The organism is Mesorhizobium huakuii, assembly GCF_014189455.1.
GTDB lineage: Bacteria > Pseudomonadota > Alphaproteobacteria > Rhizobiales > Rhizobiaceae > Mesorhizobium > Mesorhizobium huakuii_A.
The window spans coordinates 5,499,728-5,515,775 of record NZ_CP050296.1; the positions used below are offsets into that span (position 1 = coordinate 5,499,728).

The window sequence follows — 16,048 nt, forward strand, 5'->3', positions numbered from 1 at the left end:
TTCAATTTTTGCCGCTCTTTAGCACAATTTGAAACAGCAGGAAGACGATGACCAGCAACGACCCGCTTCTCCAGCCCTACCAGCTCAAACATCTGACGCTGAAGAACCGGGTGATGTCGACCAGCCACGAGCCGGCCTATTCCGAGGAAGGCATGCCGAAACAACGCTATCGGCTCTACCATGCCGAGAAGGCCAAAGGCGGCATGGCGCTGACCATGACCGCCGGCTCGGCCATCGTTTCGCGCGACAGCCCGGCCGCCTTCGGCAATCTGCATGTCTATGACGATCGCATCGTGCCGTGGCTGGCCGAACTCACGGAGGCCTGCCACGAGCACGATTGCAAGGTGATGATCCAGATCACCCATCTTGGCCGCCGAACCGGTTGGAACAAGGCCGACTGGCTGCCGGTGCTGTCGGCCTCGCCGGTGCGCGAGCCGGCGCACCGCGCTTTTCCCAAGACCATCGAGGACTGGGACATCGAACGCATCGTCGCCGACTATGCGTCGGCCGCCCTAACGCTGCCAGGCCGCCGGCCTCGACGGCATCGAGTTCGAGGCCTACGGCCATCTGATGGATGGCTTTTGGTCGCCGGCCACCAATCATCGCGATGACGAATATGGCGGCTTACTCGACAATCGCCTGCGCTTCACCAACATGGTGCTGGATGCCGTGCGCGCGGCGGTCGGCGAAAAATTCGTTGTCGGCATCCGCATGGTCGCCGACGAGGACTTCGAGAAAGGCCTGTCAAAGGAAGAGGGCGTGGAGATCGCCAGGCGGCTGGCCGGCTCCGGCAAGGTCGATTTCCTCAACATCATCCGCGGGTCGATCGAGAGCGACGCGGCATTGACCAAGGTCATTCCGGTGACCGGCATGCGCTCTTCGCCGCATCTCGATTTCGCCGGCGAGGTGAGGGCGGCGACAAAGTTCCCAACCTTCCACGCGGCGCGCATTTCCGATGTCGCCACCGCGCGTCATGCGATCGCTACCGGCAAGCTCGATATGGTCGGCATGACCCGTGCGCACATCGCCGACCCGCATATCATCAGGAAGGTGATGGAAGGCCGTGAACACGAGATTCGTCCCTGTGTCGGCGCCACCTATTGTCTCGATCGCATCTATGAAGGCGGCGAGGCCCTGTGCGTGCACAATGCCGCGACCGGCCGCGAGGCCGAGATTCCGCACATCATCGTCAAGACCGAAGGGCCGAAGCGGAAGGTCGTCGTCGTCGGCGCCGGCGCCGGCGGACTGGAGGCGGCGCGCGTCGCAGCCGAGCGCGGCCATCAGGTCACGATCCTGGAAGCATCGTCGCAAGCGGGCGGCCAGGTGCGTCTGGCGACGCAGAACCCGCGCCGCAAGGAATTGATCGGCATCATCGACTGGCGGCTGGCCGAACTCGACCGGCTCGGCGTCGAGATCCGCTACGACACCTGGGCGGAAAAGGATGATGTTCTGGCGTTGGCGCCCGATGTGGTCGTCGTCGCCACCGGCGGCCTGCCGCAAAACCCGCCGCTGACGGCGGGCGACAATCTCGTCACCTCGAGCTGGGACATCATGGCCGGCAGCGTCAAGCCGGCCGATAACGTTCTGCTCTTCGACGACAATGGCGGCCATCAGGGCATGGGCGCGGCCGAGTTGATCGCCAACAGCGGCGCGAGGCTGGAGCTGGTCTCGCCGGAGCGTTTCTTTGCCCCCGAAATGGGCGGCATGAACCACGTGCCGTATATGCGCGCTTTCCAGGAAAAGGGCGTCACCATCACCATCAACACGCGCCTGCGCTCGGTGCGGCGCGAAGGCAATCAACTGGTTGCCGAGCTCGCTTCGGACTTTGCCGATGGCTGGCGCGGCGAGCGCCGGGTCGACCAGGTGGTGGTCGAGCACGGCACGGCGCCGCTCGACGATCTCTACCTCAACCTGAAACCGCTGTCGAAGAATGGCGGCGCGGTCGATTACGAACGCCTGGTGGGCGGCGGCGACATCTTTCCGGCGCGCAACCCGCAAGGCGGTTTCGTGCTGCTGCGCATCGGCGATGCGGTCGCCTCGCGCAACATCCACGCCGCCATCTATGACGGGATAAGGTTCGGCTTGCGCATCTGATACGGCCCGCTCAGGCTGGCGCAATTGTGGCGTTAGTGGCGCGCGGTCGGACCTGCATACGAGAGCCCGTGTATGCCGGCCTGGCCGCGCGCCCGCACGTCATTGGCTCATCGCCTGCTAACGTGCGATCTCTGAGTTTGCGGTGGGATGGTTAGACCATCCTGGCGATCGCCATGCACAGCACCGTGACCACCAGCAGCCGTGCGGCGATACGCTCGCCCGTCGCCATTCTGGCGCGCAGCTGCGTTTCGATTTCCGCATTAGCGCCGGCAAGCCGCCGGCTGGGCGCGCTAACCATGGCGCCGAGCACGCCGGCAGCGGCGAAAGCCGCCAGGATGCCAAGCGCCAGGACCATCTCCGTCGAGCCAAAATAGGCGCCGTGGAAGAAATACCACAGCAGCGCCCCGGTCAGGAAAACCATGACGGCGGCGCCCAATTGTGGCCGGATGAAGCGCTCGGCCCGGATCTCGGGATCGCGCGCCAGCGTGACCGTGGTGCCGGCCCAGAATACGCCTGCCAGGACATGAAGACCGATGACGACGATGAAGACATATTGCATGACCGGATTTCCTCTCTCGTTCGTCATTGCATATATAGTTAGATATCGAATTATTAGATGTCAATGTATAAACGCGGGCCAGTTCCATCTGCCGGGGACACCGGCTAGTGTCGAGCAATGACGCCCTTTGAACGCCCGCCGGTCGGCATGAATCTCGGCCGCACCGCCAAGCTTGTTGCGCAGGCCTTCGACGCCGCTCTGGTCGAGGCCGGAGGTACATTGCCGGTCTGGCTGACATTGTTGTCGGTTAAGTCGAATGGGCTAGCCAATCAGCGCGAGCTTGCCAGCATGATCGGCATCCAGGGCGCGACGCTCACCCACCACCTCAACGCGATGGAGGCGCAAGGCCTGCTGACCCGGCGCCGCGATCCCGTCAACCGGAGGGTCCATCTGGTCGAACTGACAGAAGCGGGAGAAGCGCTGTTCGAGACGTTGCGACAGGCCGCACTTGTCTTCGACAAGCGGCTTCGCACAGGACTGCCCGATGAGCGTCTGGCGGAGTTTGCACAGGTGTTGGCGGCATTGCGGGACAATGTCGAGAACTAGGAATACCAGGCCGTTGGCTCAGTTGTCATAGCTCGGGATCGTTCCAAAGGCGTAGTGGCGCAGCTTCAGCGCGGTGATCAGGTTGGTGAGCTTCGTCTTGCCGTCAAAACTGTCCTGGAACATCTCGTCATGCATCAGGAGGATCAGCTTGCCCGGCTTGGCGAAATGGCCATAGCCGAACAGGTGGTCGATCTCGCTGACCAGATGGTCGACGCTCTGGACCGGCTCGCCGCTGTCCTTGTGCACCCATTCATGGTCCCAGCCATAGAGATAGAAGCCGGAAGCGGCGACGAACTCGTAGTCGGGATCCTCGCGGCCGGCTTGCGCGGGGCCGAGCGAGTTGTCGTCCTTTGACATCGAAGGCAGCCGGAACACATCGCGCCCCGGCAGGCGCGCATGCACCGCGGGCTTCAGGCCCAGCACGGCATTCGCCTTGAGCATGTCGGCAACCACGCCTTCCGTGTCACCGTAGAAGTGCCGGTAGTGATTATAGGCGTGGCTGTAGCTGTGGTTGCCGATCGTCACCAGCGGCATCGCCTTGACGCGCCGCACCAGCGCCCTGTTGGACGCACTGGTCTCGGCATGCATGCCGACCATGAACAGCGTCGCCGGAACCTGTTCCGCCGCCAACACGTCGAGGATGTTGCCGGTGCCGTTCAGCGGGCCATCGTCGAAGGTGAGATAGATGGTGCGATCCGCCCCATGGGCCGGCCATGCGGACATCAACATGGCCGCCAAGACAAACCGAAAGAATGTCATAAGCCGCACGATCCGGTTGCACTGGCGACAGGCCGCCATTTCAGCGGCTGGTTGTCAAGCCGGTCCGCTACGCCAGGCTGCCCTGCAAGACCCGCAGTTTGGCCTTCTTCGGCATGCGGGCAGTCAGCCATTCCAGTGCCTTGTCCTGCGGCATCGGGAAGGCGATGGAATAGCCCTGCACCTGGTCGCAGCCGATCGCCATCAGCGAGTCGAGTTCGGCCTCGGTTTCAGCACCCTCGGCGACGATGGAGATGCCGAGGCCGCGGGCGAGCTCGGTGATGGCGCGCACGATCTTCGAGTTGTCGCCATTCTCATGGATGTTCTGGACAAAGCGGCGGTCGATCTTGAGCCGGTCGATCTCGTTGGGATTGACGTGGCTGAGCGATGCATAGCCGGTGCCGAAATCGTCGAGTTCCAGATGCACGCCTGCCGCCCGGATGTGACGCAGCTTCGCCGCGATGCCGGTCTTCTCGTCGTCCAGGATAACGGATTCGACGATTTCCAGCGACAGTTTCTGTGGCGGCAGCCCGGCCTTTTCCAGCGTTTCGAACAGGAACGCATCGAAATCGTGCTCGCGCAATTCGGTGCCCGAGACATTGACGGCAAGCCGGCCGAAGGCAATCCCGGCTCGGTTCCATTCGGCTGCCTCGTTGATCGCCTTGCTGATCACGATGCGGCCGATCTCGGGCATGAAGCCGCATTTCTCTGCGACCGGAATGAATTCGCCTGGCGAGATCATGCCACGCTCGTGATGGTTCCATCGCACCAGGGCTTCGATGCCGCTGATCGTGCCGTCGGTCAGGGAGACCTGCGGCTGGAAATAGACCTGGAACGCCCGCTCGGCGATGGCGACCTTGATGTCGTGTTCGAGCTGTTTGCGGTAATCGAGCTCGCGGCGCAGTTCCTCCGAGAAGAACGAGAAGTTGCCGCCGCCCATTTTCTTGGCGGAGTAAAGCGCCAGATCCGCATGGACGAGCAGGTCCTGGGCATTGTCGGCGTCGATCGGATAGACGGCGATGCCGCCGCTGGCGCCCGGAAGAATGGTGGTGCCCTGGAAGACGATCGGCTCGTTGATATGCGCCAGGATGCGCCGTGCGAGCATGTTGATGTCCTCGGTGCTGCCCGCTCCGTTGAGGATCATTACGAATTCGTCGCCACCGAGCCGCGCGCACAGATCCGACGCCCGGCAGGAATCGCGCATGCGCTGTGCCGTGATGACCAGCACATAGTCGCCGGCGGCGTGGCCGAGCGTATCGTTGATCTGCTTGAAGCGGTCGAGGTCGAGCTGGACGACGGCCAGGCGTTCGCGCCGCCGGTGCGCGCCCTTGATCAGCGTGTCGAAATGATCGGTCAGGAAGGTGCGGTTGTGCAGGCCGGTCAAGCCGTCATGAACCGCGATGAAGGCCATTGAATTGCGCGCATCGACCAGTTCTCGCGTCTTGCGCAGGATCGCGTTGGACATCGGCCTGAAGATGAACAGCGCCACCAGCAGGATGACGCCGAGTGTGGCGTAGAACAGAGTGCGGTGCAGGGCGAGCAGTTTTTCCGAGCGCTCGTCGGCCTCGGCGCTGATGCGCTGGCCAAGGGCCGCATAGCCCGACAAGGTGGCGTTGGCGACCGAGGCATCGAGGTTGACGCGTTCGGCGCCGCCTTTGTAGCCGTCATTGTCGAGATTGAGTCGCGATTCAAGGGCCGAGATCAAACGGTCGCCATTGGCGATCAGCCCGACCGAGAAGTAGTCGAGATGGAAGGGTTTGGCGAAAAGCACGCTCTCGATCGACTTTGGATCGAGCTTGGCCGGCGATTGAGGATCGGCGCCTGTCTGCGCGAGCAGCAGATCGTAGTTGGTCTCGAACTCCGCCGTGGCCTGCTTCAGCGCGCTGACCAGCGCCGGCTGCTTGTCGCGCGAGGCGGCGCCTGTTGCACTGGCCAGGAAGACGATGCGCTGCGACAACGTCTTCTGCGTGCTGACGATATCGAGCAAGGTGTGGTTATGCTGCTGCGTCGCCATCGTCTGTTGCAGCAGGACGAAGGACGCCGCCACCATGGCGGCAATGATCAGCAGCGCCAGCCAATAGCCGGCCTTGATCAGCAGAACAAGCTTGCCTGAAACGGTCTGCACCGGCTGCTGCGACATGTTCGGGGGCGGCCCTCTCGCCAACGGATTCCTGTATGAGCACCATTGAACTGTAAACGTTAACAGGACTGGAAACCGGTAGCCTTCTGGCAAGGGGGAGCCGCGGAAAGATCGCGAAATGGTTATCGCCTCCTTTCGACGCCGGCCTGCATTTGACCATTGGTTGGCGCGAGCGTTCCCGGGTGGTCGCTTCGGCGATGCCCATGGCGTCTCCTTTGATGCTGCCCGGCCACCCGATCCGGTCGCTTTTGCGATGGATTTTTACGCAGGCGGGACGACAGTCTGCTCACGTCAAACGAGGCTTGATCATGACCGCAGCATTCCTCTCCCATATCGACAGCGAGCTTGCCGGGCTCAAAACGGCCGGCCTCTACAAGTCCGAGCGGGTGATTTCCTCGATGCAGTCGGCTGAGATCGAGGTCGGCGGCGAGAAAGTGCTGAACTTCTGCGCCAATAACTATCTCGGCCTCGCCGACAGCGCCGACCTGCGAAAGGCCGCCACCCAGGCGCTCGACCGTTATGGCTACGGCATGGCCTCGGTGCGCTTCATCTGCGGCACGCAGGAGGAACACAAACAGCTCGAGGCGACGATCTCCACTTTCCTCGGCCTGGAAGACACCATCCTCTACGGTTCCTGTTTCGACGCCAATGGCGGTCTGTTCGAGACGCTACTCGGCGAGGAAGACGCGATCATCTCGGATGCGCTGAACCACGCCTCGATCATCGATGGTGTGCGGCTGTCGAAGGCCAAGCGCTTCCGCTACGCCAACAATGACATGGCCGATCTCGAGGCGCGGCTGAAGGAGGCGAGGGATTGCCGCTTCCGGCTGATCGCCACCGACGGCGTGTTTTCGATGGACGGCATCATCGCCAACCTCAAAGGCGTCTGCGACCTTGCCGACAAATACGATGCGATGGTCATGGTCGACGACAGCCATGCGGTCGGCTTCGTCGGAAAAAACGGCCGCGGCTCGGCGGAGCATTGCGGTGTCGAGGGCAGGGTCGACATCATCACCGGCACGCTCGGCAAGGCGCTCGGCGGCGCTTCCGGCGGCTACACCTCAGGCAAGAGCCAGGTGGTCGACTGGCTGCGCCAACGCTCGCGGCCCTATCTCTTCTCGAACACACTGATGCCGGCCATCGCCGGCGCCTCGATCAAGGTGTTCGAGCTGATCCGCAATGGCGACGCCTTGCGCGAGCGCCTCTATGCCAATGCGGCGCGGTTCAGGTCCGAGATGGGCAAGCTCGGCTTCACACTGGCCGGGGCCGATCATCCAATCATCCCGGTGATGCTGGGCGACGCGACGCTGGCGCAGGAGATGGCGGCGCGCATGCTGAAGCGCGGCATATACGTCATCGGCTTCTCCTTCCCGGTGGTGCCCAAGGGCCAGGCGCGTATCCGCACCCAGATGTCGGCGGCGCATTCCATTGCCGATATCGACCGTGCGGTGGAGGCTTTTGGCGCGGTCGGCAGGGAATTGGGCGTGATTTCCTGACCAGCCGGCACCAAAAAGCGATCAGGATCAAAAGATTCAAGGGACAAAAGAATGTCGAACATGATGAAGGCGCTGGTGAAGGCCAAGGCCGAACCGGGCATCTGGATGGAAGAGGTGCCGGTGCCTGAAATCGGCCCCAACGACGTGCTGATCAAGATCAAGAAGACGGCGATCTGCGGTACCGATGTGCACATCTACAATTGGGACCAGTGGGCGCAAAAGACCGTGCCGGTGCCGATGGTCACCGGCCATGAATTTGTCGGCACCGTCGCCGATTTCGGCGCGGCGGTCACCGAATACAAGGTCGGCCAGCGCGTCTCGGGCGAAGGCCACATCGTCTGCGGCCATTGCCGCAACTGCCGTGCGGGGCGAGGGCATCTCTGCCGCAACACGCTCGGCGTCGGCGTCAATCGTCCCGGCGCATTCGGCGAGTATCTGGCGATCCCGCAGCACAATGTCGTGCCGATCCCCGACGATGTTCCGGACGAGATCGCGGCGATCTTCGATCCCCTGGGCAATGCGGTGCACACGGCATTGTCCTTCGACCTGGTCGGCGAGGATGTCCTGGTCACCGGTGCCGGGCCAATCGGCATCATGGGCGCGCTGGTGGCGCAATGCGTCGGTGCGCGAAAGGTGGTCATCACCGACATCAACCCGGTGCGGCTGGCGCTGGCCAAGAAGCTGGGCGTCCAGCATGTCGTAGACGCTTCGAAGGAAAAGCTGCGCGATGTCATGCCGGCGCTCGGCATGACCGAGGGTTTTGACGTCGGCCTCGAAATGTCGGGCGCGGCACCCGCCTTCCGCGACATGATCGACACCATGAACAATGGCGGCAAGATCGCCATTCTCGGCATCGCCCCGACCGGCTTCGAGATCGACTGGAACAAGGTCATCTTCAAGATGCTGCATCTCAAGGGCATCTATGGCCGCGAGATGTTCGAGACCTGGTACAAGATGATCGCGCTGGTGCAAGGCCCGCTGGATGTCTCAGGCCTGATCACCCACCGCATCGGCATCGATGATTTCCAGACGGGGTTCGATGCGATGCGGAGCGGCAGTTCGGGCAAGGTTGTGATGGATTGGTAGTTTGCCGATAGGAGAGACTGGCGCTGTCCCTCCAGCCTATCAGCTCTACTTCCCTTCCAACGCACCCTCCAGTGCTGCTACGCCGCTGACAATCGCCGCCCGCTCCGCCGCACTCAGCCTAGCCAGCAACTCCCTTTCAAACGCTTTCGCTAGCGGAACCATCTCGCGATAGGCGGCAAGCCCCGCTTTGGTCAGCGCCAGGTGCTCCACACGGCGATCAATCTCGTCAGGCGTGCGCGTCAGCCAGCGCCGCCGCTCCAGCTCCGCCACCGCGCGCGAAACCTTGGTCTTGTGCATCGCTGACTGCTCGCCGAGCTCGGTCGCGGTCATCGTGCCGCGCTGGCCGAGGCCTGAAAGCGTGCGCCATTCCGGTCGCGTCAGGCCGTGGCGGTCCCGGTAAATCCTGGAGAATTCGCGGCTGACGGCATCGGCGAGCCGGTAGAGGCGGTAGGGCAGGAAGCTTTCCAGCTCCAGAATGTCGGGTTCCATGACGCGCGCCGTGGCCATTGATAGTTACATTTTCGATGGTTACAAATGAAACCAATTTGGTCAATATCGCCGGCAGGCTAGCTTCGTGAAGCTTGTGGCCGGGGTCAGGGAGGATCGGATGGCCCATTCCTACATGCCGGGCTTCGGCAACGATTTTGAGACCGAAACCTTGCCCGGCTCGCTGCCGCAGGGCCGGAACTCGCCGCAGCGGCCGGCCTATGGCCTCTATGCCGAGCAGCTTTCGGGCTCGCCCTTCACCGCCCCGCGCGGCACCAATGAGCGCTCCTGGCTCTACCGCATCCGGCCAAGCGTGAAACACACCGGCCGCTTCAAGGCGGCCAGCTATCCCCTGTGGAAGACCGCGCCCAACGTCGGCGACCACGAACTGGCGCTTGGCCAGTATCGCTGGAACCCGGTGCCGATGCCGACGGAGCCAACCGACTTTATCCAGGGTATGCGAAGCATCACCACGGCCGGCGACGTGCTCGGGCAGACGGGTATGGCCGCACACGTCTATGTCGCCAACACATCGATGGTCGACGATCATTTCTTCAACGCCGACGGTGAGCTGCTGGTCGTGCCGCAGGTCGGCGCCCTGCGCCTGGTGACCGAGATGGGCGTCATCGAGCTTCGACCCGGCGAGATCGCCGTGCTGCCGCGCGGCCTCGTCTTCAAGGTCGAACTCGTCGATGCCGAAGTGCGTGGCTATGTCTGCGAAAACTACGGCGCCAAGCTGACCTTGCCCGATCGCGGCCCGATCGGCGCCAATTGCCTGGCCAATCCGCGCGACTTCAAGACGCCTTGCGCCTGGTTTGAGGAGAAGGAGACGCCGTGCCGGCTGATTGTGAAATGGTGCGGCAATTTCCACGTCACCGAGATTGGCCATTCACCGCTGGATGTTGTCGCATGGCATGGCAACTACGCGCCCTACAAATATGATCTGGCAACCTTTTCGCCGGTCGGCGCCATCCTGTTCGATCACCCCGATCCGTCGATCTTCACCGTGCTGACTGCCCCAAGCGGCGAGGAGGGCACCGCCAACATCGACTTCGTCATCTTCCCGCCGCGCTGGCTGGTGGCAGAAGATACGTTCCGGCCGCCCTGGTACCACCGCAACATTATGAGCGAGTTCATGGGGCTGATCCACGGCCAGTACGATGCCAAGGAAGAAGGGTTCGTGCCCGGCGGCATCAGCCTGCACAATCTGATGCTGGCCCATGGCCCGGATGCGCCTGGCTTCGAAAAGGCCTCGCGCGCTGATCTGAAACCGGTCAAGCTCGACAACACCATGGCCTTCATGTTCGAGACCCGTTTCCCGCAGATGCTGACCCGCTACGGCGCCGAACTGGAAACAAGGCAGGACAATTACATCGACTGCTGGGCCGACCTGAAGAAGCGTTTTAATGGTACGCCCGAGGGCGACTGGTCTTGAGCGGCAAGCCGATGCCGGATCGACTGGTGCTTCTCGGCTCGAAGGGTGGCCCGGCGCTGCGGCCAGGCGGGCCGTGGCCAAGTTCATCGCTGCTTGAGATCGGTGGGCGAACCATCGTCGTCGATTGCGGGCTCGGCGTGACGCGCGGCCTGGTCGATGCCGGCATCAGCCTCAAGGCGCTCGACCTGATCTTCATCACGCACCTGCATTCCGACCATGTGCTGGAACTGGGGCCGCTGATCCACACCGCCTGGACAGCGGGGCTGGCGACGCCGGCCAACGTGTTCGGGCCCGCCGGCATCGGTCACTACTGGCGGCGCTTCTGCCAGGCGATGGAATTCGACATCGAGATCCGCATCGTTGACGAGGGTCGGCCCGATATTCGCGAGTTGGTTTCGATCGACGAATTCGGCGAGGGGCAGGTGGTCGAGCAAGGCGGCCTGAAAGTGACGGCGCTTCGCGCCGATCATCCGCCGGTGACCGATTGCTTTGCTCTGCGCTTCGACCATGGCGGCCAAAGCGTGGTGTTTTCCGCCGACACGGCCTTCTTTCCACCGCTCGCCGATTTTGCCGAGGGTGCCGACATTCTTGTCCACGAAGCCATGCTGGAGGAAGGCATCGAGCGGCTGGTTGCCCGAACCGGCAACGGCGCTCGGCTTAAGGAACATCTGCTCGCCAGCCACAGCTTTGCCGAAGAAGCAGGGCGCATCGCCTGCAATGCCGGCGTGAAGAGACTGGTGCTCAACCACCTCATTCCCGCTGACGACCCCGACATCGGCGAGGCCGACTGGATCGCCGCTGCCAGGAAAACATGGGCCGGCGACTTGACGATCGCCCGCGACGGCCTTGTTGTGGAGTTTCGGGAGTGACGATGGCCGACGACGAGCCTTGGGACGAAGTGGATGAATCCGGGACGACGTCCTGGGCGCAGCTCTCTCCATTCCTCGATCAAGTGGAGGACTTGCCGTCCTTTGCCCGTTTCATCGATGCGCTGCGGAAGGACCGCGAGGACGCCGATCGCAAAGAGGCTGCGAGGCCGGGACCATCCGATCCCGGTTGGAATGGCTGGCGTAACGACTCGATCCGTGACTTTCTCGAATCGGCAGTCGCCTGGGCCGAAACCAAACCTGCGCATCTAGCTGACGAAAATCCCTGGAAAGCCGCGGCCAGAATTCTCTATGCCGGCAAATATTACGAATAATTATTGGGAGGACGCATGAAGCTTGCCACATTGAAGGACGGGACGCGTGACGGAAAACTCGTCGTCGTCTCGCGCGATCTGACGCAGTACACCGATGCCTCGTTCCTGGCGCGTACGCTGCAGGCGGCACTCGACGACTGGCAGCGAATTTCGCCGCATCTCGGCACAATCGCGGAATCGCTGGAGAACAATGCGGTGCCGTCGGCGCGCTTTCACGAGCACGACGCACTTTCGCCGCTGCCGCGCGCCTATCAATGGGCTGACGGGTCCGCCTATGTGAACCATGTCGAACTGGTCCGCAAAGCGCGCGGCGTCGAGATGCCGGCGAGTTTCTGGACCGACCCGCTGATCTATCAGGGCGGCTCGGACTCCTTCATTGCGCCGCGCGATCCGATCCGCATGGCCGACGAAGCCTTCGGCATCGATATGGAAACGGAAGTCGCGGTCATCGTCGACGATGTGCCGATGGGCGCAAGCCTCGATGATGCGCGCGCCGCCATCCGGCTGGTCATGCTGGTCAACGATGTGAGCGCTGCGCGCGCTCACCGGGCCGGAATTGGCCAAGGGTTTCGGCTTTTTCCAGTCGAAACCATCCTCGGCTTTTTCGCCGGTCGCGGTGACGCCGGATGAGCTCGGCGACGCCTGGGACGGCGGCAAGGTCAGCCTGCCGCTGCTTGCGGACCTCAACGGCAAGCCCTTCGGCCGCGCCAATGCCGGCGTCGACATGACCTTCGATTTTCCGGCGCTGATCGTCCATGCGGCCAGGACAAGGTCGCTGGCGGCAGGCACCATCATCGGCTCGGGCACGGTCTCCAACAAGCTCGACGGCGGCCCGGGCAAGCCGGTCTCGGCGGGCGGCGCCGGCTATTCCTGCATTGCCGAACTGCGCATGATCGAGACCATTGAGAGTGGCGAACCCAAGACCCCGTTCCTGCGCTTCGGTGACACGGTGCGCATCGAGATGAAGGACAAAACCGGGCATTCGATCTTCGGCGCCATAGAGCAGAAGGTCGAGAAATACGCGGGATAGGGGGACGAAATGACGGGCGAGGCTTTCTACCTGCTGGCCGGCGTCTGGGCGATCGCCATACTGGTCGTCTTCATCCTGGCGATCCGGCTGAGCTATCGCATCGAGGCGCGCTCACCGGACCTGACCAACCGCAGCGGCTACCCGCGCAAGGCGATGATGTTCCACACCATCACCAACATGAAAGTCGCGCGGGACGAGGAAACGCAGGCCATGCGCCAGCGCATGAACGGGTTGCTGCTGATCGTTCTTGCTGGATTCGCGATCATGGCGGCAGGCTTGCATCTGGTGCGGTCAGGAGGATGATCTCGTGACCTTGCTGGATCATCTGCGCCGCATGGCCGGAAACAATCTCTGGTCGAACGACCGGCTCTATCGTGCCGTGCTGGCGCTCAAGCCCGGAGAGTTCGAGGCTGAGCGCACCAGCTTCTTCCCGTCGATCAAGGCAACGCTCAACCACATTCTGGCGGTCGATCATCTCTATCTCGATTTTCTCGAAGAGGGCGGTGTCGGTGCGGCCGCCTACGATGACTTCGTGCCGTTCGATGCGCCACAGGCCCTGTTTGCCGCCCAGACCGCGGCGGATCGGCGTCTGATCGCTTTCTGCCATGGCCTGTCGGAGACCGATCTCGATCGCCGCGTGATTACCGACCGGCGCGAGGATGGCATGATCCCGGAAAAGATCGGCGACATCTGCACGACATCCATCACCGGGGCCAGGTACACGCGATGCTCTCTGGCAGTTCAGTCACGCCACCCCAACTCGACGAGTTCCTGCTCGACTATGATTTGAAGGTGAGGAAGGAAGAGGTCGAGCGGCTGGGGCTCTAGTTGTAGGTAATCGGCCCTTCCGAGACCGAGGCGGAGCCGATGCGTGGTTGAGGGCCAAGCTGAGCCGGCGGAGGCAAAAGACGCGCTACAGGCTTGCCGTGCCGGGTGATCACAATCTCTTCGCCGGCTTTCGCGCGCCTTACGAGTTCCGACAGTTTGGCTCTGGCTTCGGTTATGGAGACGTTCACGGCTCGACCTCTTGTGATCTGAGCTTAGATCAAAGCCGATCGAGCCGCAAACCAGTGTAGCTCAGGCCGCCTTGCCGTCCATCTTGATCACGCCACGCTTGATCTGGTCCTGCTCGATCGATTCGAACAGCGCGCGGAAATTGCCCTCGCCAAAGCCTTCGTCGCCCTTCCTCTGGATAAATTCGAAGAAGATCGGGCCGATCACGGTTTTGGAAAAAATCTGCAGCAGGATCTTGGTCATGCCGCCGTCGACCACGCCTTCGCCGTCGATCAGGATGCCGTGCTTCTTCATCCGCTCGATCGGCTCGTCATGGCCGTTCACACGGTCATAGGACATATCGTAATAGGTTTCCGGCGGGCCTGGCATGAACTTCAGCCCGTTGTCGGCAAGCTTGTCGGTGGCGGCATAGATTTCGTCGGTGCCGACAGCGATGTGCTGGATGCCTTCGCCATTGTACTTTTTCAAGTACTCGGCGATCTGGCTGGTCTCGTCCTTGGATTCGTTGAGCGGGATGCGGATCTTGCCGCAAGGCGAGGTGATGGCGCGGCTGACCAGGCCGGTGATCTTGCCGTCAATGTCGAAGAAATGGATCTGTTTGAAGCCGAACAACTCGCGGTAGAAATCCCACCATTTGTCCATCTGGCCGCGATAGACATTGTGGGTGAGGTGGTCGAGGAAATAGAAGCCGACGCCTTGCGGCCGCGGATCGCGCGCGCCGAGCCACTCGAATTGGGCGTCGTAGGCCGAGCCCTTCTTGCCGTAGGCGTCGATAAAATAGAGCAGCGAACCGCCGATGCCGACGATCGCCGGCACGTCGAGCGCCTTGTCGTCGTCTTCGTAGGGCGTCGCGCCCTTGGCAACGGCGTGGTCGAACGCATGCTTGGCATCGACAACGCGCCAGGCCATCGAGGCCGCGCACGGGCCGTGCTTGTCGGCGAACTTCATCGCATGCGAGCCCGGCTCGGCATTGACGACATAGTTGATGTCGCCCTGGCGCCAGACGGTGATGTCCTTGCTGCGGTGCTTGGCCACAGCCACATAGCCCATGCGAGTGAACAGTTCGGCCAACTTCTGCGGCTCCGGATGCGCGAACTCGACGAACTCGAAACCATCGGTGCCGGCAGGATTGTCTTTGCTGATCGTGGCGGGCGGGGCGTCGTGTGGGAAGGGACCCATGGTATTCCTCCAAAAGCTCGGGTGGCCTGAAAATGCCAGCTCACAGCATCATAGCGCGGAGCCGGCGCATGGTGCTTGCATTCAAACGCTTGAAATGATCATCTCATGCGTGAAACATGCACCGTGAGAGGCAAAACCATGGATGAGACGCGCATTGATCAGTTTGACCGCAAGATAATGGCGCTCCTGCAGGGCGATGCGCGGCTCACCAACAACGATCTCTCGGAGCGGGTGAACCTGTCGGCATCGCAGTGCTCGCGCCGCCGCCAGCGGCTCGAGGAAGACGGCTATATCAAGGGCTATCGGGCGGTGCTCGACCGCGACAAGCTCGGCTTCTCGCTGGTCAACGTCATCTCAGTGACCTTGGCCACCCACAACCGCGACAACGCAAGGCGCTTCGGCGAATTGGTGGCGCGGCTGCCCGAGGTGCAGGAGGCGCATGCGCTGACCGGCGAAATGGATTACATCCTGAAAGTGGTGACGCCCGATCTGAAGTCGCTGTCGGAGTTCGTCAACGGCGTGCTCCTGCCACACGAATCCGTGCAGCATGTGAAGACGGCGATCGTTCTCGAAACGCTGAAAGAAACCGGCGCGCTGCCGATTTAGCCCTTCGACTGCTGGATCAGCCCATAAAGATTCGTGCAGCGCGCACCCGAGCGGCAATAGGCAAACACCGGGCCTTCCAGGGCTTCCAGCGCCTCGGCCTGGTCCTCGACATTCTCGGCGGTGATCTGGCCGCTGATCACGGGGATGTAGCGGAAGGCGAGGCCGGCGGCTTCGACCGCCGAGCCGATGCTTTTGGCCGAAGGCTGGCCGGGTTGCTCATCGTCAGGCCGGTTGCAGATGACGCTCTTGAAGCCGGCTTCCTTGATGGCGGCGAGGTCTTCGGGCTGGATCTGGCCAGAGACCGAATAGTCGTCGCTGATTTCGCGGTATTCCATGGCAGCATCCTCGCAATCTGATTTGTCGGGGAGTCTTGCCATTCCCCGACGCGGCCGGCAATCCGCCGGCGGAAATCGTTCCGCA

Annotated in this window: 15 protein-coding genes and 3 pseudogenes; 11 read left to right on the forward strand and 7 right to left on the reverse strand. The window is 62.4% G+C overall.

Going from position 1 to position 16,048, the window contains the following annotated elements; genetic code table 11:
• The first annotated feature begins 47 nt into the window (after window positions 1-47).
• Window positions 48-2,094 (forward strand): annotated as a pseudogene (locus tag HB778_RS26525) (FAD-dependent oxidoreductase).
• Between the two features lie 151 nt (window positions 2,095-2,245).
• Here HB778_RS26525 and HB778_RS26530 read toward each other — a convergent pair.
• Complete coding sequence (locus HB778_RS26530; protein ID WP_183458238.1) at window positions 2,246-2,653, reverse strand: hypothetical protein; 408 nt, start codon at window positions 2,651-2,653, stop codon at window positions 2,246-2,248.
• A gap of 117 nt (window positions 2,654-2,770) precedes the next feature.
• On the opposite strand from HB778_RS26530, the gene HB778_RS26535 reads away from it, so the two are divergent.
• Window positions 2,771-3,199, forward strand: coding sequence for a MarR family winged helix-turn-helix transcriptional regulator (locus HB778_RS26535; RefSeq protein ID WP_183458239.1), 429 nt, complete (start codon window positions 2,771-2,773; stop codon window positions 3,197-3,199).
• Window positions 3,200-3,217: 18 nt separating this feature from the next.
• Here the strand turns inward: HB778_RS26535 and HB778_RS26540 are convergent, their stop codons facing one another.
• On the reverse strand, window positions 3,218-3,922 hold the full coding sequence (locus tag HB778_RS26540; protein ID WP_244661631.1) for a polysaccharide deacetylase family protein: 705 nt from the start codon (window positions 3,920-3,922) through the stop codon (window positions 3,218-3,220).
• Between the two features lie 103 nt (window positions 3,923-4,025).
• Complete coding sequence (locus HB778_RS26545; RefSeq protein ID WP_183458243.1) at window positions 4,026-6,095, reverse strand: putative bifunctional diguanylate cyclase/phosphodiesterase; 2,070 nt, start codon at window positions 6,093-6,095, stop codon at window positions 4,026-4,028.
• Between the two features lie 308 nt (window positions 6,096-6,403).
• Between HB778_RS26545 and HB778_RS26550 the strand changes: the two genes are divergently transcribed.
• Window positions 6,404-7,591 carry a glycine C-acetyltransferase gene (locus HB778_RS26550; protein ID WP_183458245.1) on the forward strand — a complete coding sequence of 396 codons (1,188 nt, stop codon included), beginning with the start codon at window positions 6,404-6,406 and terminating at the stop codon, window positions 7,589-7,591.
• A 51-nt stretch (window positions 7,592-7,642) separates the two neighbouring features.
• Window positions 7,643-8,677 (forward strand): L-threonine 3-dehydrogenase, encoded by a 1,035-nt coding sequence (gene tdh, locus HB778_RS26555; RefSeq protein ID WP_183458247.1) that lies wholly within the window; start codon window positions 7,643-7,645, stop codon window positions 8,675-8,677.
• Between the two features lie 45 nt (window positions 8,678-8,722).
• Here the strand turns inward: tdh and HB778_RS26560 are convergent, their stop codons facing one another.
• Window positions 8,723-9,166, reverse strand: coding sequence for a MarR family winged helix-turn-helix transcriptional regulator (locus HB778_RS26560; RefSeq protein ID WP_183458249.1), 444 nt, complete (start codon window positions 9,164-9,166; stop codon window positions 8,723-8,725).
• Between the two features lie 118 nt (window positions 9,167-9,284).
• On the opposite strand from HB778_RS26560, the gene hmgA reads away from it, so the two are divergent.
• The 6 genes and pseudogenes from hmgA (at window position 9,285) to HB778_RS26590 (ending at window position 13,657) form a co-directional block, all read left to right on the forward strand.
• On the forward strand, window positions 9,285-10,598 hold the full coding sequence (hmgA, locus tag HB778_RS26565; RefSeq protein ID WP_183458251.1) for a homogentisate 1,2-dioxygenase: 1,314 nt from the start codon (window positions 9,285-9,287) through the stop codon (window positions 10,596-10,598).
• A gap of 11 nt (window positions 10,599-10,609) precedes the next feature.
• Window positions 10,610-11,467, forward strand: a complete 858-nt coding sequence (locus tag HB778_RS26570) for an MBL fold metallo-hydrolase (RefSeq protein ID WP_183465233.1) — start codon at window positions 10,610-10,612, stop codon at window positions 11,465-11,467.
• A 2-nt stretch (window positions 11,468-11,469) separates the two neighbouring features.
• The gene (locus HB778_RS26575) at window positions 11,470-11,799 is read left to right on the forward strand and encodes a DUF7660 family protein (protein ID WP_210308045.1); all 330 of its coding nucleotides are present in this window, start codon (window positions 11,470-11,472) and stop codon (window positions 11,797-11,799) included.
• A 15-nt stretch (window positions 11,800-11,814) separates the two neighbouring features.
• Window positions 11,815-12,829, forward strand: a pseudogene (locus HB778_RS26580) (fumarylacetoacetate hydrolase family protein).
• 9 nt (window positions 12,830-12,838) lie between these two features.
• Window positions 12,839-13,132, forward strand: coding sequence for a hypothetical protein (locus HB778_RS26585; protein ID WP_183458253.1), 294 nt, complete (start codon window positions 12,839-12,841; stop codon window positions 13,130-13,132).
• Window positions 13,133-13,136: 4 nt separating this feature from the next.
• Window positions 13,137-13,657, forward strand: a pseudogene (locus tag HB778_RS26590) (DinB family protein).
• Here the strand turns inward: HB778_RS26590 and HB778_RS26595 are convergent.
• Together HB778_RS26595 and hppD are read right to left on the reverse strand one after the other, a co-directional pair.
• Window positions 13,654-13,845 (reverse strand): type II toxin-antitoxin system Phd/YefM family antitoxin, encoded by a 192-nt coding sequence (locus tag HB778_RS26595; RefSeq protein WP_183458255.1) that lies wholly within the window; start codon window positions 13,843-13,845, stop codon window positions 13,654-13,656. The pseudogene HB778_RS26590 and the gene HB778_RS26595 sit on opposite strands and share 4 nt — an antisense overlap.
• Window positions 13,846-13,906: 61 nt before the next feature.
• A complete protein-coding gene (hppD, locus tag HB778_RS26600; RefSeq protein ID WP_183458257.1) occupies window positions 13,907-15,022 on the reverse strand; it encodes a 4-hydroxyphenylpyruvate dioxygenase in 1,116 nt (371 codons plus the stop codon).
• Between the two features lie 138 nt (window positions 15,023-15,160).
• Between hppD and HB778_RS26605 the strand changes: the two genes are divergently transcribed.
• The gene (locus HB778_RS26605; protein WP_032933331.1) at window positions 15,161-15,628 is read left to right on the forward strand and encodes an Lrp/AsnC family transcriptional regulator; all 468 of its coding nucleotides are present in this window, start codon (window positions 15,161-15,163) and stop codon (window positions 15,626-15,628) included.
• Here HB778_RS26605 and HB778_RS26610 read toward each other — a convergent pair.
• Window positions 15,625-15,963 carry a TIGR01244 family sulfur transferase gene (locus tag HB778_RS26610; protein WP_183458259.1) on the reverse strand — a complete coding sequence of 113 codons (339 nt, stop codon included), beginning with the start codon at window positions 15,961-15,963 and terminating at the stop codon, window positions 15,625-15,627. The genes HB778_RS26605 and HB778_RS26610 overlap by 4 nt on opposite strands.
• Window positions 15,964-16,048: the final 85 nt, after the last annotated feature.